This is a genomic window from Ensifer sp. ENS08, from assembly GCF_014852195.1.
GTDB classification, from domain to species: domain Bacteria; phylum Pseudomonadota; class Alphaproteobacteria; order Rhizobiales; family Rhizobiaceae; genus Ensifer; species Ensifer adhaerens.
In genome coordinates this window covers 80184-103148 of record NZ_JACVBF010000019.1, presented here as the reverse complement: position 1 = coordinate 103148, position 22965 = coordinate 80184, and the positions used below count along the sequence as shown (strand labels likewise).

Sequence of the window (22965 nt, the reverse complement as noted above, 5' to 3'; positions counted from 1 at the left end):
TCATGCCGTAAATTATGCGGGTGCCGCTCCAACCAAGAAGGAGACCGGAAATGGCTGAACTGACTAACGTGGCCTACTTCACTGCAAAGCCGGGCCGCTCACGCGATCTGGGTGACGAACTGCTTCAGCTCGTCGCTCCATCCCGCAACGAGGAAGGCTGCCTACGCTATCAGATCCACCAATCCAATGACGTTCCCGACGTGTGGATGGTGCTCGAAGACTGGCGGCATGCATCCGACTTCGAACTGCATATGAGCACGCCTTACGTCCAGGCTTTCATGGCGAAGGTCCCGGACCTGTGCGTCGAAGACGTGGAAATCTGCGGCTACCAGCAACGGTCTCCGCGGGCCTGAAACAGAAAGGAGTATATGAAATGAGCACGCAAAACCCTAAAGTCTGGCTTGTAACCGGATGCTCTACAGGCTTCGGTCGCTACATCGCGGAACACCTGCTGGAAGCCGGTGAAAAGGTCGTGGTGACGGCTCGCAAGACTGACAAAATCGCGGATCTTGAGCAGAAGGGCGATGCCCTGATCCTCCCGCTCGACGTCATCGACCAGGATCAGTGCCAAAAGGTCGTTGATGCAGCAGAAGCACACTTCGGACGCATCGACGTTCTGATCAACAACGCCGGGATCGGTTTCTTCGGTGCTATTGAAGAAACCGCCGAAGTCGACGCCCGTCGCCTGTTTGATGTCAATTTCTTTGGTGTCGCCAACACGATCCATTCGGTGCTTCCGCATATGCGAGCCCGCCGCAGTGGTACGATCGTCAATCTGACATCAATCGGCGGCCTGGTCGGCTACACTGGCGTGGGCTACTACTGCGCCACCAAATTTGCGGTGGAAGGCCTGTCGGATACGCTTCGGAAAGAAGTCGCCCCTCTCGGGATCAATGTCATGACCGTCGAGCCCAGCGCCTTCCGGACGGAATGGGCAGGCTCGTCGAACGAGGTCTCCGCGTCCATTGAGGATTACGAGGCGACAGCGGGCGAGGCACGTCGTGCTTACCACGCATCGGTCGGAAAGCAGGCCGGCGATCCCGCGCGTGCGGCGAAGGCCATCCGGGAGGCCGTGCTGGCGCAACAGCCGCCCCACCATCTTCCGCTCGGCAATGACGCCGCGGACGCAGCCCTGAAGAAGGCGGAGGACCTCAAGGCAAACGTCATTGCGTGGGAAGCTTTGTCTCGTTCCGCCGACTTCCCGGCCAACTGAACCAATCCAGCCAAACCCAATGCGAACCAACACTGCCGCGGCCTTCGCCACGGAGAATGAAGGAGTGTGTCATGTCAAAGCGATTTGATGGAAAAGTAGTAATCGTAACGGGCGGTGGTTCAGGTATCGGCGCCGCCATTGCCAATCGGCTTCTTGAGGAAGGAGCGTCCGTGATGATCTCCGGCAGAACCGAGAAACGTTTGTCGGACGTTGCCTCTAAGATGCCGGCCGACCGCAGTGGCATCTTCGTCGCAAATGTTTCCTCACGGTCGGACTGCGACGCCCTTGTCGCAGCGACCGTCGAACGATTCGGCCGCATCGACACTCTCGTCAATGCTGCAGGTATGAATCTCGTCGGCACTATCGAAGAGACCAGCGATCACGATTGGGATGAATGCATAGCCTCGGACCTTTCCGGGGTTTTTTACATGAGCCGTGCCGCGGTTCCGCATCTCAAGAAGACCAAGGGTTCGATCGTCAACATCGGCTCCGTCTCGTCCCTAGGTGGCGGCTGGAGCCATGCAGCCTACAATGCTGCAAAGGGTGGGGTTGCAAATTTAACCCGATCAGCGGCCTGTGACCTCGGCAAGTTCGGGGTCAGAGCCAATACTGTGGCGCCCGGACTTACCGTCACGGGAATGGTGGAAGCGATCATGGATGATGACGCGCTTCTCGAAAAAGCCTGGGACCGGATACCGTTGAGACGGGCAGGCCAACCTCAAGAGATTGCCTCGGCGGTCGCTTTTCTTGCCAGTGATGAAGCTACCTGGATCACCGGGATCGTCCTGCCGGTCGATGGTGGCCAGACTTGCACAGATGGCGGTCCGGAATGGGGCAAATGAAAGCACGAAAAGCCCGGACGACTGTCCGGGCTTTTCCCTTTGATCGCGTGCTTCGATTAGCGGCGGGCGTCGAGGCTGTATCGGCCCGCCCCGAACCCCACTATCTGGAGCAGACCGCCGGCCATCGCGATGTTCTTGAAGAAGTGGATGAACTGGTTCAGATCGCTGAGGTTGTTGTGGAACGTCAGTGCCGTGGCAACGCTGAACAGGCCCAGGACCAGGGCAACGATGCGGGTCTGAAAGCCGAGGATCAGTGCGCCGCCGCCGACGATCTCCGTCACGACTGCCGCGCCATAGGACAGCGAGGGGAAGGGTAGGCCGACCATATGGATATAGCTTATCGTTCCGGCCGGGTCCGAGATCTTGCTGATGCCGGAAAGCAGGAAGATGGCGGCAAGAAGAACACGGCCGGCCAGCGGGGTCACGCCGTTGACGAGGATCGACCGGGAAAGAATTTCAGCGCGCTCAGCGATTGCATCGGGATAAGACATCGACGTTTCTCCTGGGTTGGGCCGCAGCCGCCGTGGCTGCGTCATGAGGAGAAACTGCCATCAAGAGATCGGACTAAAAAGCCGGATATTCTCGCGCATTATCGTCGATAATTTCGAACAATGACGAGTATGCGGCATCTCCGCCCCGTTGATTTGCGGTTGCAACGATGATGGCGATCGCTGGCGGAACGCCCGCATCCCAGTTATGGCACGGCTTCGGCAATGGTCCTATGGACGTTCCTATTCTTAGTCTTCGCGCAACGCTTCTTAGTGACGTGAGAGCAACCGTACGTCGGGAACAGGGTTGTCTCCCGCGGTCGGCACAAAGCCGCCACATGATAGTCTTCGCAGGCAAGGTCTTCCTGTGTTTTTGCGCAGTCTCTGGGAGCTGCGGCGAGTTGCACGGAATAAGCTTCCCCACGTCTACAACAGAGACGCCTCGTCGCGCCAAAAGATAACACGCTGAGAGTGATTGTCTGAAAGGCCCACACTTTATACGCGCTCGCCGATGGGTTGCCCCGTCGACCCATTTTGAACTCGGTCGCTGGCTCAATCCTAGCCGCGGTTTTCGACGACCGTACTCGTTCGAATGGCATGGCGAAGTCGTGTGACCTAATAGGGATGCCGCCCGTCAAGCGGGCGGCTCCATTTGTCAATCCTTCAGCAGGTTTAGAGCGACGAGCGGCTGTCCGAAATGCTGCAGAGAGCCAGAAGTTTTGAAGCTGCCGAGATCGGAAGGCGCAAAACCAAGGCGAGCGATCAGGTCAGCGACCGTCGTGCGCGCTTCCTGAAAGTTTCCGGAAAGGAACAACACGCGTCTACCGCTTTCCTTGACCGGATCCGCAGCCAGAACAGCGGCCGGGAGCGTGTTGAACGCCTTCACGAGCTCAGCACCGGGGAACAGTTCGGCGACAATTTCCGAAGACAGGCGGCCGCCGAGATCGCGCGGCTTGAACGCAGGAAAATCGATAGCGTTCGTCGCATCTACAATGATGCGGCCTTCCCAGTCCGATTTTCTCTTAGCGACTTGCGGTACAGCATCATACGGCACTGCCAAAATAATGACGTCGGAATGAAGAGCTTGCTCCAGTTCCGCAGCCTTCACCGTGCTGCCAAACTTGTCGGTGATCATCTGAAGCGAAGCCGCACCGCGTGTGTTGGCGATAACGGCATCGATGCCTGCGGCGTGGAAACGTTCTGCCAGTGCAGAGCCGATCGCGCCAGAACCAATGATTGCATATGTCGTCATGGTCGTTCTCCTTGATATGCTGAGATTGTCAGTTGAAGTTGTCGGGGAGGGGAATGAACTCGTCGTCTCCCGGCACGCCGGGGAATTGCCGTTCGCGCCATAGATTGGCGGCATGGCGGATGCGATCTTGATCGGTGGCTACGAAATTCCAGCGGATGAAACGCTTTTCCGGAAGCGGTTCTCCTCCAAACGCAAGGAACCGGGATGGTTGCCTCGCCTTCACTACGATTTCTGCGCCGGGCTTGAACACGATCAGACGGTCAGGCCCGTGGGTCCCGTCCTGACCGGTGATCTCGATTGCACCGTCGACAACGAAGATCGCTCGCTCGATATGCTCGCCATCGATCCTGTAGCGGGCGCCGGCCTGAAGCTGAATGTCGGCGGAAAACAGATCAGAGAAGGTGGTGGTGGGTGCGCGCCGGCCGTGCAGGGTGCCGGCGAGAAGCTTCATGTTGATGCCCTCGCCACTGACCGTCGGCAATTCGTTGACGCTTAGGTGCTGGAAACGTGGTGTCGTCTCTTCGGACTGTTTCGGAAGAGCAATCCAGCTCTGCAGGCCTGCGAGCTTCCCTCCGTCCTTGCGAATGTGCTCCGGCGTGCGTTCAGAGTGAACAATGCCGGAGCCGGCCACCATCAGATTGACTTCGCCCGGGCTGATCGATTGTACGTAGCTTTCACTGTCACGATGCAGCAGTTCGCCTTCGAGAAGATAGGTGAGGGTCGATAGTCCAATGTGCGGATGGGGGCGGGTATCGATCCCCTCGCCGGCCCCAAAACGAACCGGTCCGAAACTGTCGAGAAATATGAACGGACCAACCATCTGGCGCATGGCCGAAGGAAGCGCGCGGCGGACAGAGAAACCTCCAAGGTCTCGGCTCGAAGGCAAGATCACCTGTTCGATATCAGCGTTCGACAAATAGGACATCGTCAGCTCCGACGGTTGAATTTCGATGAGCTGAAAATAAGTCCACTAGACGTTTCGGAAAACTCAGATAATTTCGGCGGAAACGATCGAGGAATTCGAAATGTCAGATCCCGGCCAGCCGACGCTGGATCAGCTAAAAGTGTTCATCACCGTGGTTGAAACCGGGAGTTTCGCGGCCGCATCCCGCAAGCTTAACCGAGCCACCTCGGTCATCAGCTACACGATCGCCAATCTTGAAGCGCAACTGGGCGTGATGCTGTTCGATCGGCTATCGACGAAGAAGCCGCAGCTAACCTTGGAGGGCAGGACAGTCCTTGCTGAGGCGAAGAGCGTTGCTCATGGCATCGATAACCTCCGTGCCAAGGTGAAGAGCATGCTTCGTGGCGTGGAGCCGGAGGTTCACCTCGCACTTGATGTCATGCTGCCCGCCGCGCGCGTCATGGATGCGCTGAAGGCGTTTCGGAAGGAGTTCCCGAGCGTATCGCTTCGCTTATATGTCGAGGCGCTCGGAGCGGTCACCCAGATGGTGCTGAACCGAAACGCCGGGATCGGCATTAGCGGCCCGCTCGATGTCGAAATCGCCGGGCTTGAACGCATCGGCGTGGGGTTCGTCAAACTGATACCGGTGGCCTCGCCTGACCATCCTCTGGCGGGCGGTTCACATCCGCCCGGAGCCGCACGAAGACACATTCAGTTGGTCCTGACCGACAGGTCTCCGCTCACTCAAGGACATGAGTTTGCTGTTGTCGGAAATCACACGTGGCGTCTGGCCGACCTGGGCGCAAAGCATATGCTCCTCAAAGAGGGCATTGGTTGGGGCAACATGCCCGAGCCGATGGTACGTGATGACATCGTGGCGGGTCGTTTGGTGCAGCTTGACCTTCCCGATTGCAAAGGCGGCCCCTATCGCCTTCAGGCAGTGTATCGCACTGATGCGCCCCCTGGCCCTGCGGCCAGTTTCCTGGTTGACCATTTCCGAAGTCAGGATGTGGATGAGCCCATCGCCGCTGCTTAGCAGACGCGTTGACCCCTCTTCCGGCTTCGACCGCTTGGCGTGGGCGCGAGCGTACTGTCATTCTCGATATGGGGAACGACGTCCTCAATGAGCAGAAGAGATGCCTGGTTGGCAATTGAACGGGCTGTGCAGTCGACAAGTTCAAATGTTTCGGCCTGACGCCGAAGCCCGGCCGTGCCGCTGATCGAGGAGTGCCTTGCCAGCATGGAATGCGCAGTCGATGCCGTGAAGCCCATAACCTCTTCATTCTGGATACTGAGCGGTTATGGATCGAGACTGAGCGCAAGGCGTAGCTTGCATCACCGCGGCAACCGTGCCTTTGCGGCCGAAGGCAGGTGCTCGGTCTAGAGGGCGCATGGTAAAATGGCGTCACGTTCCGAGGCGACGCCATCGCTGTCTTTAGCAGTCGCCGGGCAGGAAAGCGGCCCGGCAATCATCGAGTTCAAGCGCATTCTCGTGGATAACGGCGACCTTTGAGGGGGCATTGGCACTGCCGGTCCACCGATCGAAGTTGGTCGCTAGCAACAGCAGCAGGACGACAGCCATCGCCACAGCTTCCACCAGCGACGGGCTGAGGCGCCGGCGGTGGGCCTCCTCGATCGTCTCGAGATTCCGAAAGGCGGGATGAAGTTTGTCACAATCGGACATGATGGTTTCCTCCGAGCATCAAGGGATAAGCACCATCGGACCGCTGCTGCGGCGTTCGAGAATGTCGGCATGGGCGCGCTGCGCTTCGGAGAGCGGATATTTCCGCGCGCTGATCTTACCGAACACACCGGTGCGCCAGGCATCGAACACCTCGTCGGCAGCGGATTGCAGGTTGGCCTTCGTCACATGCTGCCCGGTGCTGCCGCGCACGAGGCGGATGCCGCGACGGCTGAGTTCCGCCTCGTCGATGGCGGCGCCACCGGATGCGGCGCCGATCACGGCGATCGTCCCGCCGTCACGGATGGAGCCGAGCGTCGATGCGAAAGTCGTTGCTCCCACCAATTCATAAACGACATCGACGCCATTGGGAGCGAGGCTGCGGATGTGGTCGTTAAGCGCGAGTGTTTCATATGCAAACGCATGGTCGACCGCCTGCTCCAGATCGGCGAGCTTGCGGCTCGAACCGGTTCCGATGACCGCTATGCCGCGCGCCCTCAGCCAGCGGGCAAGCAGATTGCCGACGCCGCCCGTCGCGCCCTGAACGAGCACGCGGGCGTCTTTGTCGGGCTTCGCCATGGCATTGATCGCCATCCACGCGGTGAGGCCCTTCGTAAGGATTGTCGCTGCCTTCTCTGCGGAGATGTCGTCGGGCACCTTCACGAGGACGTCTTCGCTGACAATGCGCTGGGTGGCATAGCTGCCGGGGGCGAAGAAGTAGGCGACCCGGTCGCCAGCGGCGAAGCGGGTCACGCCCGGTCCGACCGCTTCCACAGTGCCGGCACCCTCCACGCCGGCGACGGCAGGCAGGGCGACCTTGAACGTTCCATCCCGGAACATGGTATCGACGAAGTTCACGCCGATGGCTTCCTGTTTGATCAGAACCTCGCCGACGCCCGGGGCGCGGGCATTTTCCTGCTCGATGCGCAGGACGGACGGGCCGCCCCACTGGCTGTATTGGACGACGTAGGACATGGTCTTCTCCATTAGGCAGGCATGGCCTGCCGCCAAGCGGATTCAAATGATGAGGGTTTGCCGTCGCCTGAGACGGCCGGCCTCGGGGTTCTAGCCCTCGAATGCCGAGCTGGCCCAAGCCTGGCACCGGACGGCAATGTCCTGATGAACCAGCACGTTCGGCGTTTTATCGCCGATTCCCTTATGGGTCAGAGGACCGCCAGCAGGCCGCCATCTACGAGGAGGGCGATGCCCGAGACGTAGCTGGAGAGGTCCGAGCCGAGATAGGCCACAGCGTCGCCCACTTCGGAGGGCTGGCCGAGGCGGCGCAGCGGGGTGCGCTTGCGAAAGCCTTCTGAAGCCTCGGCAATGCCGGGGCTAGTGCGCAAAAGCTCGGTGTCGATCGTGCCAGGTGCGACCGCGTTGACGCGGATACCGTCCGGGCCGAGCGCGTCGGCGAGCGATTTTGCCATCAGCACGACGCCGCCCTTGCTGGTGGAATAGGCCACGGTGATTCCGGCGCCGGATATGCCGCCCATGCTGGCCATCAGCACAATGCTGCCGCCCTTGCCGTTCGCCTTCATTTGCCTGGCAGCGGCCTGCGCGCCGAACAGCGGGCCGTCGAGATTGATCGACAGCAGGCGGTGGTAGTCGTCTTCCGGCACGTCGGCGCCATCGGTGCGGAGCGTAATGCCCGCATTGGCGACCATGACGTCGACGCCTCCGAACTCGGCCGAGGCTTCGACGAGTGCATCGTTGTCGGCGCGTTTGCTGACGTCGGTCTTGACGAAGCGGGCGGCCGAGCCGATCGCCTCGATCTCCTCGACCGTAGGCCGGCCGCCTTCGCGCGGGGCCTCGGTGATGTCGGCGACGATCACGGCCTTCGCCCCGTGTTCGGCGGCGCGGATGGCGATGGCGCGGCCGATGCCGCTTGACGCGCCGGTCACGATGACCACCTTGTTCTTCAGAATGTCACTCATGGCACTGTTCCTTCAGAAAAATGGGCTGGCTCAGCCCTTCGGCTGAAGCTGGAGGCCGAGCTGGCCGACGAGCGAATAGAGATTGGCGACGCCCCAGTGTTCGGTGATCTTGCCGTCGACGACGCGCATGGCATCCACCGTCTCGAACTGGATCGTCTTGCCGGTTGGTTCAATGCCGAGGAAGGTTCCCTTGTGGGTGCCGTAGTAGGTCTTGAAGGTTGTCACGAGATTGCCGTCGGCCGTTTGCCAGTGGATGACCGCATGGAAATCCGGAAAAGCCTTGCGCAGGCCGGCATAGAGGCCGCGCACGCCTTCCTTGTCCGGCACCATGTTTGGCTGCGGCGTGTGATCGAGAAAATCCGCGGAAAAGACTTCGTCGAAGATGGCGAAATTGCCCTTTCCTTGCACCTCTTCGGTGTTCCGGCGGACCACTGCGATCGCCGCTTCGCTTTCTGCACTTCTGGTCATGGTCTTATCCTTCGATGTCAGGGGTCAAAGTTCGAAGCCGCCGATGGTCATGCCGCCATCGACGACGATCATCTGGCCGAAGACGTAGCTTGCGGCCGGGGAGCTCAGCCACACGGCCACTTCGGCGAGCTCGCGCGGCTGTCCGCCCCGCTTGGCGGGGATGGCTTTCCGTGCAAGATCGGCGAAAGCCGGGTTCTGGGCGCTGTTGGACACGACCATCGGCGTTTCGGTCCAGCCGGGCGCGAGTGCATTGACGCGGATATTGCGGCTGGCGTTTTCCATCGCCACGACGCGGGTGAGGCCGTGGATGCCGTGTTTGGAGGCGGCATAGGCGCTCATGCCGCCAGGTCCGGTCAGCGCGGCAACGGAGGCGGTGTTGGTGATCGCGCCGGCGCCGGTCTTGGCGATCAGCGGAAGCTCATATTTCATGCCGAGGAAGACACTGCGCAGATTGACGGTCAGCACCCGGTCGAAATCCTCGATCGGGTAGTCCTCGATGCGGTAGGTGCCGCCGGTGATGCCGGCATTGTTGAATGCTGCATCCAGCCGTCCCGCATCCTTTTCGATGCGCGCAAGGAAGGCCTTCACCTGCGCCTCGCTTGAAACGTCGACGGTGAAGATGTCGATCTTCCCTGCCGCCGTGATGTCCCTGGTTTCCTCAAGACCGTTCATGTTGAGATCGGCTGCGAAAACATGGGCGCCGCGCTCGGCAAACAGCCGTGCCGCCTCCCGGCCTATCCCCGAGCCTGCGCCGGTGACCAGTACCACTTTGCCGTCGAAATCCGCAGACATGGCTTCGCTCCTCGCCCGCCCGTGCGGGACGATGTTTCCGGTTGATTGTTGGTGTGGAGTGGGGCCGGAGACGTGAACCTCCGGCAGATCGGCTTAGCCGAAGACCTTGATAGCCGCGGCCGCCACCAGTTCGCCCTGGTGACGGGCGCCGGCGAGGTCGATCTCGGTCGGCCGGCGCGATCCGTCGCCGCCGGCCACCGTGGTTGCACCATACGGGGCACCGCCGACGATTTCGTCGGCGCTCATCTGGCCCTGGTGGCTATAGGGAAGACCGACGATCATCATGCCGAAATGCAGGAGGTTGGTGATGATCGAGAACAGCGTGGTTTCCTGCCCGCCGTGCTGCGTGGCGCTGGACGAAAAGGCGCCGCCGATCTTGCCGTTCAGGGCGCCGCGCGCCCAGAGGCCGCCGGCCTGGTCGAGGAAGGCCGCCATCTGCGAGGAGATGCGGCCGAAACGGGTGCCGGTGCCGACGACGATGGCGTCGTAATCCGCAAGTTCCGCGACTGTGGCGATCGGTGCTTTCTGGTCGAGCTTGAAATGGTTGTGGCGGGCAATCTCCTCCGGAACAGTCTCGGGGACCCGCTTGACATCGACCTGAGCGCCAGCCTTGCGGGCGCCTTCCGCGATGGCATAGGCCATCGCCTCGATATGTCCGTAGGTCGAATAATAAAGGACCAGTACCTTCGCCATTTTTGTTCTCCTTTGATTTGAGGCAGTCGCCCTTGCGGCTTGGGACCAAACTCGCATCGAACCGCTTGGGGGAATAGTCGAATAAAATGATTGGTTACGGTCGAAAAAATCGAACGATATAGCGATGGCTGCATTTGTTCGGACGTTCTATTAAATCGACCATAACCCTCGAATCTTTGCCGCTGTTGCCGATTTTTTAGAGGTGTAGCCTTCTCGACGACGCAAGAAGCGGTGCGATCGAGGGAGGCGGTCATGGATTTGCGCAGACTTCGCTACTTTGTTGCCGTGGCTGAGGAACTTCATTTCGGTAGGGCCGCCGAGCGGGCGCATGTCGTTCAATCGGCCATCAGCCAACAGCTAAAGCTTTTGGAGGACGAACTCGGTTTCACCCTCATCCGGCGTTCGCGCCAGGATGTTAGCCTGACTTTGCTGGGCGAGGTTTTTCTACCCGCGGCGCGCGAAATCCTGCAACGAACGGAGGAGGCGGTGCGGCGGCTGAAGGCATCAGCGAGCGGCATTGTCGGACGCCTGTCCATCGGCTTTGTCGATAATGTCCTATGGACGCTGCTGTCGCCGATCATCCGGGATTTTCGTGAGCGCTGGCCGCATGTCGATCTGAAGCTCATCCCAATGGACCGGGACGTGCAAGTGGAGGCAATCGCCGCCGGTACGGTCGATATCGGCATCATTCCCGCCCCCTCCCATCTTGCTGCGGCCGTCAAGACGGAGGTGCTGATATCCGCGCCGCTCATGGTCGCGCTACCATCCGCGAACGTGCTGGCATTGAGGCCCAAGGTCGAGATGGCGGAGCTGGCAGCGGAACCCTTCGTGACCTTTCCCCTGCAAATGAACAGCCGCATTCTCGATCTGCTGAAGACGGCCTGTGCGGGTGCGGGTTTTGCCCCGCGCGTGACGCAAGAGGGCGGACAATTGCACACGCTGCTCTCGCTTGTCAGCGCCGGACTTGGCGTGACGCTGGTGCCGAAATGGGTGGCGAAGCTTCCCCAGCCAGGCGTCGTGTTTCGCGATCTTGCGGATTTTTCCACGCCCTATGAACTGCTGCTCGCCTGGAAGGACGACGAACCGAACCCGTCGGCCGTCACATTCCGCGAGTTGGCACATGATGTCGTGCACATGGCACTCAGCGGCACGCGGCGCGCCGGCAGGCTCTGATCTCGAATCCCGATCACGAGGTCATTAATCATCGCCTGCAGACATGCACAGGGGTTGCGGCGGCGGCAATGTCGGGAAGGACGGTAACAATGTGGTTGAGTGCTCCGGCAGGGGCTTCCCCCGTCGATTCCTCAGACGGCCCTCGAGGTCGAGCACGGCGCGGCCGGCATCGATGACATTTGTGCCGGGACCAACGAACCGCCGGATTTCTGGCAATATGTACCGAGCATCAGGGATGAGGCCTTTTTCGGACACCGGCCGACGACGCGGGAATGATCCGAGTCATAGCCGCGATGGGTAGGGAGATCGAAGTCGACCAGGCCGACAACAGCACCAATCACCACAGCGGCACGCGTTTCAATTCGTCCGCTTTGGCGCCTGTCCGCTGTTGGAACGGGCACCAGGCCTTCGAAAATCCCGGCCGAATTTTCGGCCAGCTCGCCGAAACGCCGGACGGGGTGCGTTACTCTGCCTTTCCACGCATGTTTCGCGCGGCGGTCGCCAACACTATGTGCTGGCACTCAGCTGTGAGGTTTCCTGCGCAGACAGTTTCCACGGTTTCAAATTCGACCGCTATTTCCTGGCGCATCTGCGAGCGCACCCAATGCGCCAGCCGCGCCGTGCCACCCTTGAAAGGGCGGCTGGTAATGGAGCACAACAAGGGCCGAGCTATCCCTGCTCAATCCGCCCAGCGGGCGAAAAACTGTCGTCCTTCGTGCTTCCCGAACATTTGCTTCGAGCTACCACGACGGGAGAAAACAATTCGTGCTTGGATTTCAGCGGTCAGCCAGTCGTTTGTGCCCCTAAAGCGAACCGCGCTCATAAAAGCGCAAGAGCCCGATGATGGTAGCAAGCGTGCGAGAGCAGCATTTGTTCGAGGCGCCTAGTCTGGCTGTGTCCGATGAAAGGACATTCCAACCAGGAGAGCGAAAATGACTGTGAATCAAGTAAATGAAGTCGAAGGCAAGGTGGCTATCGTAACGGGTGCCGCGAGCGGAATCGGCAAGGCAACTGTCGAACTGCTGCGTGCGCGCGGCGCGAAAGTCATCGCCGAAGATGTCGATCCCGACGTGAGATCGCTAAAAGCGGACGGAATCGTGCCTTTGGTGGCCGATATTTCCAGGGATGGCAGCGCCGAGGAGGCTGTCGCGCTTGCTCTGGAGCATTTCGGAAAGCTCGACTTGCTGGTCAATAATGCGGCCCGCATCGTCTACAAGCCCGTCGTGGAGATGACTCGCGATGATTGGGATTATGTGATGGAGACGAACGTTACCGGTGCTTTCCTTCACTCCCGCGAAGCGGCGAAGGTGATGATCAAGCAGAAGAGCGGAGCGATCGTGAATATCGCGTCCTATGCCTCCTACTTCGCCTTTCCGACAATTGCCGCCTACACGTCGTCCAAAGGCGCGTTGGCACAGTTGACCCGGACGTTGGCGCTGGAGCTTGCCGAGCATGGCATCCGCGTCAATGCGATCGGCTCGGGTGATGTCGTCACCAACTTGCTGAACAGCTTCATGGAAGACGGTCCCGGCTTCCTCACGGAGCATGGCAAGGGTGCGCCGATCGGCCGTGCCGCCCAGCCGTCGGAGATCGCGGAAATTGTGGCGTTCCTCGCGTCCGACCGCGCAAGCTTCATCGTTGGCTCCGTCGTGATGGCCGATGGCGGCTATAGCGTCCAGATCAAGTAAGGAAGGGGCCATTGCCCGAAAATTGGTAGTGGTCCGTCAATTTCGGGGCCTTCGGCAGCTATTTGCCGATGGCCCCGGAAACCTTATGCCTCACGCCACAGACGTGGTGTCCGCTCTGGTTCGGTGTTCCCGTCGAAAGCGCTGAACATGCGCGATAAGCGCCCGCAGCTTGGGCGCCATGTTGCGCCGGCTGGGGAAATAGAGAAAGAGCCCCGGAAAGGGCGGCAGAAAATCCTTCAGCACTGAAATCAATTCGCCCCGTTCGAGATAGGGGCGAAACGTCTCCTCCAGCGCAAATGTGATACCGCCGCCGGAGAGCGCCGTCCGCATCATCAGGCGCAGGTCATTGGTCGTTATCTGGGGTTCGACGGAAACATCGAAGGCTTCTCCCTCCTGCACGAATTCCCACCGATATGGTGCAGTGTCCGGCGCTGGGCGCCACCCGATGCAACGATGATGAATCAAATCCCTTGGGTGGGTCGGCAATCCATTGGCTTCGAAATAGGCCGGGCTCGCCACGACGACTTCCCTTTGTTCGCCCGATAGCGGAATGGCCACCATATCCTGTTCAATGATGTCCCCCAGACGTACCCCCGCATCGAAACCGGCGGAGACGATGTCAAACGTGTCGTCCGTCACCGTCACATCCAAGACAATATTGGGGTAAGCCTCGGCAAACGACGCAATGAGCGGGCCAGAGAGAAATTCTTCGGCAATCGAGGTCGCCGCGATGCGAAGCACGCCGTGGGGGTTGACGTTGCCGCCGACGTCTTCAAGCGCGGACAGGACCTCGGCCAGGGGGCGAGAAAGCGTGTCGCGAAGGCGCTCGCCCGCTTCAGTGAGCCTGACGCTGCGCGTCGTGCGCGTGACGAGCGCGATCCCGCAGCCATCTTCCAACCGCCGGATGCCCTGACTGACGGCCGAGCGCGTAACACCGAGGCGAGCAGCGGCGGCCACGAAGTTCGCCTCCTCGGCCACCGCGAGGAAGAGGGGTAACAGGTTTAAGTCGATTGTCATTGTCGCGTCCTGCTAACCAATATGGTTATGTATAATGGGATACCGACGACAATCAACGCCGTCTATCCTTCTTTCATCCCACAACGCACAAGGCGAGTGGAGATCGAAACCCACCCAGGATGAAAGGAAGAACGATGACCTCTTTGAAGCTTTTGCTGACTGCAGCCGCCATTGCTGGCGCATTCACAGCTCCGGCCGCCGCCCGGGACGCCGCTTGCCCCCAGCAGGGCGACAAAGCTCCCTTGTCGCTCCACAAGAGCTGGATCATGACGGGATGGGAACGGCATGAGGGTGATCCCCGCTTCGTATTCGCCGAGAAAATGCGCGCATATTACGACCTGGAGAACACCACCGGCGTTTTCTACGATAATTTTGCGCCCGGTGAGAAACAGCTCTTCCGCAATGCGGCCCGCTACGGTGCAAACTGGGAAGACCTGCAGAATGCGGCACGGTCCGTTGCCCACGGCCTGACCGACGGGCACGATGAGATCATCGGAGACAGCGTTGCCTCGACCACTCTGGGCTTTGTCGGCCGGATCGAACGCCTCGACGGAAAAGTGATTGCTTTCGACGGTCGTTCGCAGTTGGGTTGGCAATGCGTGAAGGGGGCATGGAAGATCCGCCATGAGCTGAACTACGCCTGGACGGTCGAGCCCAAAACAATCGAAAAATTCCTGGGGAAGGCACAATGACCGGGAAAACCTCACCACACCCCTATGCCGGCATGTGGGTCACGGCCGATGGCAACATCCGCCACGCGCTTCTGCCGAACGGCCGCTACGACGAGGCGCGCGGGCGGCGCGAAAGCGCCTATCAGGGGCGCTATGAAGTGACCGGCGACCATATCGAATACTGGGATGATACCGGGTTCGCGGCGGATGGCGATTTTGTCGATGGCGTGCTCTATCATGCGGGCATGGTGCTGTATCGCAAACCGTGAAGCATCCCCACGATCAGAAGGCGGCTTTCAGCGGGCCGCCTTCTTCGTGCCCGATCCGGGCGTGCGTCAGGGCCTCTTCGGAGCAATCGGCTGGGCCAATGATCAACTTGGATCGGCGCCCATGACTAGTCCCTCGATGTCGTGCTTTTGCGTAATCGGCACGAGCTCGTCCACCACGCGGCAGACGAGGTGCTTCTTGCCGATTTCCGGCAGGGCATCATACCAATCCCGCGTGACCATCATGTCGTGCAACTCTGCATGCCCAGCGCCCGGCCTGTCCACACCCAGCACCATGACGGGTCGTGCAATAGGGGACTTATGCTCCGTGCCTCGGTGCACCGTCAGCGCCGAGCGGCAGGAAATGTCGCCGCGCTGCGGATACTTGCGTGTCGCACGCTCTTGAAACCGGCCCCAGAGCGCCTTGTCCGGGAACATTTCGTGCTTCCATTCCCGGCCATCGTCATATTGCGTTCCCGGCGCCACCTCGAACGGCCCCATATCCTCGGTGACGTCAACGCCGGTGAGGTTGAAGGCAAGCGAGGTAATCTGGTGGTCTCGATAGGTATCCACAGGCGAGGGGAAGTCGCGGTGCCACGGCTGGTATTTCGCGCCCTGGAACGGCACGTCGAGGCCTATCTCCACGATCTGGTAGTCCGATCCTAGCACGTTGGCGCAGACATCCACCACCCATGGATGGGTGATGAGATCCACGAAGCCGCGGAAGGCCTGGGGATGGATTTCGACATACCAGCGGCGCGGTCCCCGGCTGACCGCGCCGCCGGGCCTTTGAATGGCCGACCAGAAGGCCGTCATCATGTCCTCGTGCATATCGTCGGCCCATGCCAGACTAAAAGCACCCTTCAGCCCGATGATGCCGTCTGCCGCCAGCTGCGCCATCTGCGCAGCAATATCGTAGTCGGGTGCTGGCTTCGTTTTCATCCGGTTCTCCTCCCAATTTTCAACAAGGCTACTGCGACTAATAAATATTAGTCAATGGCCGATTTTTATTAGTTGGTGTAGAGAGGGCAAAACGGGGGCGACATGAGCGGTGGAAAAACGAAGACGCGCGTAACCATGATGGATGTGGCCAAGGCGGCCGGCTGTTCGCAGGCGACGGTCTCGGTGGTTCTCAACAATGTCACGGACATCAAGATATCGCCTGAGCTTCGGGCGCGCGTGCTGGATGTCGCGCATAGGCTCGGCTACGGGCTTGCAAGCCCCATCCGTCGCGCGGGCCTTGAGGATCTTCGCGGCGGCTGTATTGGCTTCATCGTCGATCAGCTCGCGACGACCCCGGAAGCCGTCAACGCCATCGAGGGCGCGCGGCACGCTTCCTGGGAGAACGATGTTACAATTCTCGTGGCGCAGACGCAGGGACGGGCCACGCACGAGCGCAAGGCGGTGGCCAGCCTTTTGCAGGCCGGTGCGCAGGGGATCGTCTACATGTCCGTGTTCACCCGCCGCATATCGCTCGATCCGGTCTTCGAGGACCTTCCCGTTCCGCTCGTGCTGCTCAACTGCTATACCAGCGATAACCGTTTTCCCGCAGTGGTTCCTGATGAGGTGACCGGCGGGCGCATGGCGACGGCGACCCTTATCAGGAAGGGGCATACACGCATCGCAACGATCGTCGGCGAGAGCTTCATGGAGGCGGCGCAGGATCGCCTCGCGGGCTATCGTGAGGCGCTGGCGGAGGCGGGCTTACCCTATGATGACGGCCTGGTGGCCGAAGGAAACTGGACGCCGACATCCGGCTTCGAGGCTACCCAAAAACTCCTGTCGCTTCGAGAGCCGCCGACGGCGATCTTCTGCCAGAACGACAAGATGGCGATGGGCTGCCTAATGGCGATTGGCGAAGCAGGTCTGCGCGTTCCGCGGGACATCTCTGTCGTCGGCTACGATGACGACGAACTGTCGCGCCATCTGCGACCGCAACTGACTACCCTGGAGCTTCCGCACCGGCCGATGGGGGCCTGGGCGATTGAGCACCTTGCAAAGAAGCCGCGCTCAGGCCATCACAGCCTAAAAAAGCTCGGATGCACTTTGGTCGTCCGGGGCTCGGTCAGTCGTAAATCGGCCTGACAGGATCAAGGCGATGGGTAATTATTTCAGCGGACGAAGATCTTGGAAATTGCGCTCCAAGAGCGCGCGTGTTGCTCACCCGCGTAAGACGGAAATGGCCAAGAGAAATGCATCGCCCCCGAAACCTTACCAGCTATCCCACTCCGAGCCATCGGCGCGCGTCGCCAGTCTTGACGCCTGATCCGGCGGCGCGTGACGTCACGACGTGGCTCGTGTCTATTGCGGTAATCGGAAATGGTCGTCGATGAGACGGCGGTGGCGAGTGTCCTTGTGCCAGCCGATTGCCTTTCGGTAGCTGCCGAAAAGCTGCCTTTCATGCACGCCTTCGACGGTCAGGCCGTGGACGGCCTCAGCATCCGGTTCAACATACAGCGCATCGACGGGGCAGTAGAGTTCGCACATGAAGCAGGTCTGACATGCATCCTGACGCTTGATGAGCGGCGGTCCTTCGCGCTGTGCTTGGAACACGTTGGTGGGGCAGACCTGGACGCAAAGATTGCAGTCGGTGAATGTGTTGGTGTCTAGAACTTCGATCATTATTCTGCTGCTTGCTTGTATACGCCGGGATCGACCGCTTCGTGCCGAACGGAGATGTGGTCGAGGCCGCTGAGGATGAGCCTGTGGTGTTGGGCGGGGTTCTGCGTCGGATAATCCTCCCGTCTGTGCATACCGCGCGTTTCGGTACGAGAAAGCGCCGCGCGATACATGAAACGCGCCGTTGCCAGCATGGCCTGCGCCTCCCGCAGCTTGAGGGAATGATCCTCGTTGAGAGCGGTTGCCCGTCCGACGTTTTCCCAAAGCGCGTCCAGCCGCTTCAGAGATGCCGAAAGGGCCGAATGCGTGCGGAAGTAATTGATGTCGAGCGGGAATACCTCGTTCTGGACAGCCTTGATGATCTCTGCCGGGTCGATGCCCTTCGTTTCAGAGAGCGCGATGCATGCCAGGCCGAAATCGGTAGCGCTTACCCGCTGCAATGAATAGGACGCGGCAGCCGCGCCAGCAAAGGCACCTGTGGCGATCGCCCAGGCCGCGTTGTGGCTGCCACCGCCGGTGAACCCGCCGCAGATCGGCTCGCGGGTGGCGTTGTCGCCAGCGGCGTAAAGCCCCGGAACAGTCGTTGAACAGTCGAGGCCGGTCAGCCTCAATCCACCTGTACCACGGACCGTACCTTCAAGCCTCAGCTTGACTTCGAAGAAATCGGTAAAGGGATTTAGGCCGCGCCTATCGAACGGAACGAAGAAGTTCGGCTGCGCGCGCCTGAGGATCGCCTTGACCTCGTCAGTCCCGGCAAGGTCCAGCCGCGCAAACACCGGCTCCGAAAGCAAGGTGCGGGCGATAATCGAGCGCCCACGGGCCGAACCCGCTCCCTCGATCAGGCTGTGGTCCTTCCGGTAGAACTGCGCAAAGCGGTAAAGCGCCGTCTTGGTGATCGAGGCGAAGGCGGGCGAAATCGCGTAGGCGGAGGAAAATTCCATGCCCGAGAGTTCGGCGCCAACCTCCGCGCCCATCAGATAGCCGTCTCCGGTCAAGACGTCGCAGCCGAGTGCCTTGCTCATGAAGGCACAGCCGCCAGCGGCAAGAACGACGGCGCCGGCGTTCACCACCCAATGACCGCCGGCCTGGCGCCGCAGGCCGCTTGCGCCGACGACGCGTCCTTCCAGTGTCAGCAGTTGCGTCGCCGGATGATGATCGAGAATGGTGATCCCGGCATTCCTTACCCGGCGCCGCATCAGCCGCATGTATTCCGGCCCCTGGACCGAGATACGCTGCTCTTCGCCGTCGTCGTTACGGGGGAAGGGGTAGCCCCAGTCCGCCAACCGATTAACACTCTCGAACGTCTTGTCGAGGACGGGCACCATCCAGGAACGTTCGGACAGATAACCGCCCATCGCCTCGCGGCTGGCCATGGCTGCCTCCCGTTCCGCCGGGTCCGGCGGCACATACCAGATCTGGGTGCCGGCCGAAGCCGTGGCACCGGAGCTGCCGCAATATCCCTTGTCGACCAGCACGACCTTAGCGTTGCTGGATGCAGCTTCGATGGCGGCCCAGCACCCGGCGGGTCCACCGCCAATCACGAGCACGTCGCAACCGATTTCGACGGCGGCGACGCTTGCCTCACCTGACTGTTGCAATGGCACACTCATGACAGGGATCCTTTCGACGAAGAAATATCGTTGCGATTTAAATCTATGCAATGCATAGATTTTTGAGTCGTTTTTGCCGGAGCCCGCCCATGCCTCTCGCCAGCCTCGCCATGTATGTCAGTCCGCCGCCGATCGAGGAGGCGACGCGGCTTTTCTGGAAAGCATTGGGGGACCGATTGCGTGGGTATGGCCTTGATGCGCCCGGGGCGCTTGACGAGACCGTCGCCTACAACGAGGCGTGGTTCCGTCCGGACCTGCTGTTCGGCCAGACCTGCGGATATCCCTATGTCCAGCACCTTCGCGGGAGGGTTCAACTGGTGGCGACGCCCGTTTACGACTTGCCTGGCTGCGACGGCCCGCACAAATGCAGTTTCATCATCGTCAATGCCCGGTCGTCGGCCAGCTCGCTCGGCGATCTGCGCGGGATGCGTGCGGCGATCAATGAACCGGGCAGCAATTCCGGCTACAACCTGTTTCGAGCTGCGGTAGCGCCACATGCGGTCGACGGCCGCTTTTTCTCGTCGGTCATCGAGACGGGCGGGCACCGAGCAAGCATCGATGCCGTAGCGAGTGGCGCGGCCGACGTCGCGGCAATCGACTGCGTTACGTTCGGCAACACACTGCGCTTCGATCCCGATCGCGTGGCCGCGGTCCGTGTTCTTGCGGAGACGACGAAGGGACCCGGACTGCCCTTCATCACATCCGCCTTGACCTCGGCCAAAGACCTCATGATCCTGCGGCGTACACTGGCGGAGACGATCGGCGATCCTGAACTCGGCGGCGTCTGCGACACGCTCTCGCTCAAAGGCATCAGCCTCCTGGGCGATTCCGACTACGAGGCACTGGCCGAGCTTGATCGGGACGCTGCACGCCATGGTTACCCTGCTATCGTCTGAGGGATGACGGCCGGCCTTGCGGCCAGCGGAAAGTGACAGGCGACAGCGCGTCCGTCTTCGCCCGCCCGAAGGGCAGGGGCTTCTGCTGCGCAAATCGGCTGCACCAAGGGACAGCGGCTATGGAACCGGCATCCGGCCGGTGGATGGGCGGGACTCGGCAATTCTCCGGAAAGAACGATTCGTTCGTGTCGGCGGCTGGGATCGAGCGTCAGATTGGCCGAAAGAAGCGCTTGGGTATAGGGATGCGCGGGGCCGCGAAACAAAGCGGCGGTCGGCCCGCTCTCGACGATGCGTCCGAGATACATGACGGCAACCCGGTCCGCGACCCGCCCGACGACATTGAGATTGTGGGAGATCAGCAGATAGCTGAGGCCCAGGTGATCCTTGAGCCCTCGCAGAAGGTTCAAAAGATCGCCTTGTACCGAGATGTCGAGGCCGGCGGTCGGTTCGTCGGCGACGATGATCGACGGTTCGGCTGCAAGTACGCGGATCAGAGCCACGCGCCGCGCCTGCCCGCCACTGAGCTGATGGGGATAGCGAGAGAGAAGCTGCTCGCCAAGCCCGATCCTTTCGGCCAGCCCCATGATCCGCCCCCAGTTCTCGGCCGTGAAGGCGGCGCGGATCTTCAGGGGCTCGCTAAGCAAGGCTCGGACCGTCAGACGAGGCGAAAGGGACGCGACGGGATCTTGAAACAGGAGCTGGATCCGGCGCTGCAGGATGAGGCGGCGTTGCCTGGAGGCATCCTTTAGTGTCTCGCCCTCCACGGCAAGCGTGCCTTCGGAAAGCGGCTGCAGCCCGACGATCGCGCGGGCGATCGAGGACTTGCCGCAACCGCTTTCACCAATGAGCCCCAGGGTTTCGCCACGCCGCAGTTCAAGCGAGACGTTGTCGACCGCGGTGAGCCGATCGTAGCGTACCATCGCGTTATCGAGGGTTAGAATGGGGCGGGCCATTACGCAGCCTCCTGCCAGCAGGAATAGGTTCGCCCCTCTCGCGTCTGCCGCCGGGGCGGCCTTTCATTGCAGCGGTCGTGGCGGGCAGGACAACGGCTGGCAAAAATGCAGCCTTGGGGACGGCGTGCAGGATCGGGCACGGTGCCGGGAATGGTTGCCAGATCCTGCGAGGGATCGAAGGCCGCATAGGGATCGATCTCGCAGGCGAGCAGCGCGCGGGTGTAAGGATGGCGCGGGCGGCTGAAGACGACGCGCACGGGTCCGTGTTCCACCACCGTGCCTGCATACATGACGATTACGCTGTCGCAGAGTTCGGCGATCAGGCCCATGCTATGGCTGATCACCAGCATGGAGGCGGACGTGCGCTGTCGTAGCCGGTCCAGCACCTCGACCACTTGCGCTTCGATCGTCGCGTCGAGCGCGGTTGTCGGCTCGTCGGCAATCAACAGCTTCGGTTCAACCAGGAGTGCCATGGCGATCACCACGCGCTGGCGCATGCCGCCGGAGAACTCGTGCGGGTAGCGGTGCATGCGCGCTGCCGCATCCGGCACGCCGACATCGGCAAGCATTGCTTGCGCGCGGCCCCAGAGCCTGTTGCGGCTCTCCCGGGGGAAGCGCCGCCGCTGGATATCGACGAGCTGCGTTCCGATGGTAAACATCGGATTGAGCGCGGTCATGGGATCCTGGAAGATCATTGCGATGTCGGTCCCTCGCAACGCCCTGGTTTCGTCTACGCCAAAGCGCATTTCGCGCCCATCGAAGGCGGCCCGACGCGTGGAAACCTGCGCGTTGCCGTCAAGCAGCCCGAGCAGGGCGAAGGCGACCGTTGACTTGCCGCTGCCGCTTTCGCCAACGAGACCGACGGACTGTCCGCGACCAATGGTTATATCGACGCCGTCGAGGATGTGAGCCGTGCTTTCGTGACCCCGGTAGGACACGTGCAGGTCTTCGATGGTGAGAAGGGCGTCAGTCAAAGGGCTTTCCTCAGCTTCGGGTCGAGCGTGTCGCGCAAGGCCTCGCCGAGAAGCGCGAAGCCGAGGGTAGCAAGGACGAGCGCCAGTCCGGAAAAGGTCGCGAGCCAAACCGACTGGTCGAGATAGGTATAGCCGTCATTCAAGAGGTTGCCCCAGCTTGCCAGCGGCGGACGCACGCCAAGCCCGAGAAAACTCAGGCCCGCCTCGATGGTGATGACAACAGGGATATCCATGCAGGCCAGCACGAAGATCGGACCAATGATGTTCGGGGTTACGTGATGCAGCACGACCCGCCAGGTCTCTGCCCCAAGCACTTTTTCGGCCTCGATGAAGGGACTGTTGCGAATGGCGATCGTCTGGGCGCGGGCAACTCGGCCGAAATGGGGAATGAAAACAATGCTGACAAGCAGCACGACATTACCGAGGCCAGGGCCGAACACGGCCACCAATGCCAAGGCCAGTATAATGCTGGGAAACGAAGTGACGATGTCGAAGACGCCGACCACGGCGAGATCGATTGCACGCGGCGAAAGGGCGGCCGCAATCCCGAAAGTGACGCCGGCGCTCAAGGAAATGGCAATGACCGAGAGTGAAATGCCGAGCGCCACCCGTGCTCCATAGATCAGCCGGCTGAGGATGTCGCGACCGAGATGGTCCGTTCCAAGCAGGTGCTGCCACGACGGCTCCATCAGCCGGTTCGCCGGCGCTATTGCGTTCGGGCTATAGGGCGCAATCACCGGTGCGGCGATCGCCCCCAGACAGAGAAGCGTCACCGCAAGCATTGCAAACGTGCCACCCGGGCGACGGGAAAGAGCGATGAAGGCTTGCATC

At 61.0% G+C, this 22965-nt stretch carries 26 protein-coding genes; 10 read left to right on the top strand and 16 right to left on the bottom strand.

The annotated features are described in order from the left end of the window. Positions 1 to 50: 50 nt before the first annotated feature. The 3 genes from IB272_RS29370 to IB272_RS29360 all read left to right on the top strand — a co-directional run bounded on the left by IB272_RS29370 (position 51) and on the right by IB272_RS29360 (position 2055). Positions 51 to 353, top strand: coding sequence for a putative quinol monooxygenase (locus tag IB272_RS29370; protein ID WP_113080614.1), 303 nt, complete (start codon positions 51 to 53; stop codon positions 351 to 353). Between the two features lie 20 nt (positions 354 to 373). Next, positions 374 to 1213: an oxidoreductase gene (locus tag IB272_RS29365; protein ID WP_090428598.1), complete on the top strand. Its 840-nt coding sequence runs from the start codon at positions 374 to 376 to the stop codon at positions 1211 to 1213. A 71-nt stretch (positions 1214 to 1284) separates the two neighbouring features. Beyond that, a complete protein-coding gene (locus IB272_RS29360) occupies positions 1285 to 2055 on the top strand; it encodes an SDR family oxidoreductase (protein WP_113080637.1) in 771 nt (256 codons plus the stop codon). Positions 2056 to 2111: 56 nt separating this feature from the next. Here the strand turns inward: IB272_RS29360 and IB272_RS29355 are convergent, their stop codons facing one another. The 3 genes from IB272_RS29355 to IB272_RS29345 form a co-directional block, all read right to left on the bottom strand. Further along, positions 2112 to 2546, bottom strand: a complete 435-nt coding sequence (locus tag IB272_RS29355) for a DoxX family protein (RefSeq protein ID WP_060608871.1) — start codon at positions 2544 to 2546, stop codon at positions 2112 to 2114. A 652-nt stretch (positions 2547 to 3198) separates the two neighbouring features. Continuing rightward, positions 3199 to 3909 (bottom strand): NADPH-dependent F420 reductase, encoded by a 711-nt coding sequence (locus IB272_RS29350; RefSeq protein WP_192445587.1) that lies wholly within the window; start codon positions 3907 to 3909, stop codon positions 3199 to 3201. Further along, on the bottom strand, positions 3824 to 4720 hold the full coding sequence (locus IB272_RS29345) for a pirin family protein (RefSeq protein WP_034799854.1): 897 nt from the start codon (positions 4718 to 4720) through the stop codon (positions 3824 to 3826). Before IB272_RS29345 ends, IB272_RS29350 begins: the two co-directional genes overlap by 86 nt. A gap of 100 nt (positions 4721 to 4820) precedes the next feature. On the opposite strand from IB272_RS29345, the gene IB272_RS29340 reads away from it, so the two are divergent. Beyond that, positions 4821 to 5735 (top strand): LysR family transcriptional regulator, encoded by a 915-nt coding sequence (locus IB272_RS29340; protein ID WP_192445586.1) that lies wholly within the window; start codon positions 4821 to 4823, stop codon positions 5733 to 5735. Positions 5736 to 6134: 399 nt separating this feature from the next. Here the strand turns inward: IB272_RS29340 and IB272_RS29335 are convergent, their stop codons facing one another. The 6 genes from IB272_RS29335 to wrbA all read right to left on the bottom strand — a co-directional run bounded on the left by IB272_RS29335 (position 6135) and on the right by wrbA (position 10267). Next, positions 6135 to 6383 (bottom strand): hypothetical protein, encoded by a 249-nt coding sequence (locus tag IB272_RS29335; RefSeq protein ID WP_034799861.1) that lies wholly within the window; start codon positions 6381 to 6383, stop codon positions 6135 to 6137. Positions 6384 to 6401: 18 nt separating this feature from the next. Continuing rightward, a complete protein-coding gene (locus IB272_RS29330; RefSeq protein ID WP_192445585.1) occupies positions 6402 to 7355 on the bottom strand; it encodes a zinc-binding dehydrogenase in 954 nt (317 codons plus the stop codon). Between the two features lie 188 nt (positions 7356 to 7543). Then, positions 7544 to 8314: an SDR family oxidoreductase gene (locus IB272_RS29325; RefSeq protein ID WP_034799866.1), complete on the bottom strand. Its 771-nt coding sequence runs from the start codon at positions 8312 to 8314 to the stop codon at positions 7544 to 7546. 30 nt (positions 8315 to 8344) lie between these two features. Then, positions 8345 to 8782 (bottom strand): ester cyclase, encoded by a 438-nt coding sequence (locus IB272_RS29320; protein ID WP_192445584.1) that lies wholly within the window; start codon positions 8780 to 8782, stop codon positions 8345 to 8347. 24 nt (positions 8783 to 8806) lie between these two features. Then, positions 8807 to 9574, bottom strand: a complete 768-nt coding sequence (locus tag IB272_RS29315) for an SDR family NAD(P)-dependent oxidoreductase (protein WP_060608718.1) — start codon at positions 9572 to 9574, stop codon at positions 8807 to 8809. 93 nt (positions 9575 to 9667) lie between these two features. Beyond that, a complete protein-coding gene (gene wrbA / locus IB272_RS29310) occupies positions 9668 to 10267 on the bottom strand; it encodes an NAD(P)H:quinone oxidoreductase (RefSeq protein WP_192445583.1) in 600 nt (199 codons plus the stop codon). Between the two features lie 252 nt (positions 10268 to 10519). On the opposite strand from wrbA, the gene IB272_RS29305 reads away from it, so the two are divergent. After that, positions 10520 to 11440 (top strand): LysR family transcriptional regulator, encoded by a 921-nt coding sequence (locus tag IB272_RS29305; protein ID WP_192445582.1) that lies wholly within the window; start codon positions 10520 to 10522, stop codon positions 11438 to 11440. A 932-nt stretch (positions 11441 to 12372) separates the two neighbouring features. Beyond that, entirely contained in the window at positions 12373 to 13128 is a 756-nt protein-coding gene (locus IB272_RS29295) for an SDR family oxidoreductase (RefSeq protein ID WP_090428571.1), read from the top strand. 90 nt (positions 13129 to 13218) lie between these two features. Here the strand turns inward: IB272_RS29295 and IB272_RS29290 are convergent, their stop codons facing one another. After that, positions 13219 to 14145 carry a LysR family transcriptional regulator gene (locus IB272_RS29290; protein WP_034799874.1) on the bottom strand — a complete coding sequence of 309 codons (927 nt, stop codon included), beginning with the start codon at positions 14143 to 14145 and terminating at the stop codon, positions 13219 to 13221. Positions 14146 to 14279: 134 nt separating this feature from the next. Between IB272_RS29290 and IB272_RS29285 the strand changes: the two genes are divergently transcribed. Continuing rightward, positions 14280 to 14837, top strand: coding sequence for a hypothetical protein (locus tag IB272_RS29285; RefSeq protein WP_060528826.1), 558 nt, complete (start codon positions 14280 to 14282; stop codon positions 14835 to 14837). After that, positions 14834 to 15085: an Atu4866 domain-containing protein gene (locus tag IB272_RS29280; protein ID WP_192445581.1), complete on the top strand. Its 252-nt coding sequence runs from the start codon at positions 14834 to 14836 to the stop codon at positions 15083 to 15085. Before IB272_RS29285 ends, IB272_RS29280 begins: the two co-directional genes overlap by 4 nt. A 102-nt stretch (positions 15086 to 15187) precedes the next feature. On the opposite strand, the gene IB272_RS29275 is transcribed toward IB272_RS29280, so the two are convergent. Further along, a complete protein-coding gene (locus IB272_RS29275; RefSeq protein ID WP_192445580.1) occupies positions 15188 to 16024 on the bottom strand; it encodes a phytanoyl-CoA dioxygenase family protein in 837 nt (278 codons plus the stop codon). 102 nt (positions 16025 to 16126) lie between these two features. Between IB272_RS29275 and IB272_RS29270 the strand changes: the two genes are divergently transcribed. After that, complete coding sequence (locus tag IB272_RS29270) at positions 16127 to 17167, top strand: LacI family DNA-binding transcriptional regulator (protein WP_060608704.1); 1041 nt, start codon at positions 16127 to 16129, stop codon at positions 17165 to 17167. A gap of 216 nt (positions 17168 to 17383) precedes the next feature. Here IB272_RS29270 and IB272_RS29265 read toward each other — a convergent pair whose 3' ends face one another. Both IB272_RS29265 and IB272_RS29260 read right to left on the bottom strand, forming a co-directional pair. Continuing rightward, a complete protein-coding gene (locus IB272_RS29265; protein WP_192445579.1) occupies positions 17384 to 17704 on the bottom strand; it encodes a ferredoxin family protein in 321 nt (106 codons plus the stop codon). Beyond that, positions 17704 to 19311, bottom strand: a complete 1608-nt coding sequence (locus IB272_RS29260) for an FAD-binding protein (RefSeq protein ID WP_192358329.1) — start codon at positions 19309 to 19311, stop codon at positions 17704 to 17706. The genes IB272_RS29265 and IB272_RS29260 overlap by 1 nt, the downstream gene beginning before the upstream one ends. An 89-nt stretch (positions 19312 to 19400) precedes the next feature. Between IB272_RS29260 and IB272_RS29255 the strand changes: the two genes are divergently transcribed. After that, on the top strand, positions 19401 to 20207 hold the full coding sequence (locus IB272_RS29255) for a PhnD/SsuA/transferrin family substrate-binding protein (protein ID WP_060520485.1): 807 nt from the start codon (positions 19401 to 19403) through the stop codon (positions 20205 to 20207). Here the strand turns inward: IB272_RS29255 and IB272_RS29250 are convergent. The 3 genes from IB272_RS29250 to IB272_RS29240 are packed head-to-tail and all read right to left on the bottom strand — an operon-like array spanning position 20189 to position 22964. Further along, positions 20189 to 21160 carry an oligopeptide/dipeptide ABC transporter ATP-binding protein gene (locus IB272_RS29250; protein ID WP_090428554.1) on the bottom strand — a complete coding sequence of 324 codons (972 nt, stop codon included), beginning with the start codon at positions 21158 to 21160 and terminating at the stop codon, positions 20189 to 20191. The two genes, IB272_RS29255 and IB272_RS29250, sit on opposite strands and share 19 nt — an antisense overlap. Further along, positions 21160 to 22134: an ABC transporter ATP-binding protein gene (locus tag IB272_RS29245; protein ID WP_192358327.1), complete on the bottom strand. Its 975-nt coding sequence runs from the start codon at positions 22132 to 22134 to the stop codon at positions 21160 to 21162. The genes IB272_RS29250 and IB272_RS29245 overlap by 1 nt, the downstream gene beginning before the upstream one ends. Beyond that, positions 22131 to 22964: an ABC transporter permease gene (locus tag IB272_RS29240; RefSeq protein ID WP_192358325.1), complete on the bottom strand. Its 834-nt coding sequence runs from the start codon at positions 22962 to 22964 to the stop codon at positions 22131 to 22133. Before IB272_RS29240 ends, IB272_RS29245 begins: the two co-directional genes overlap by 4 nt. Position 22965 lies beyond the last annotated feature (1 nt).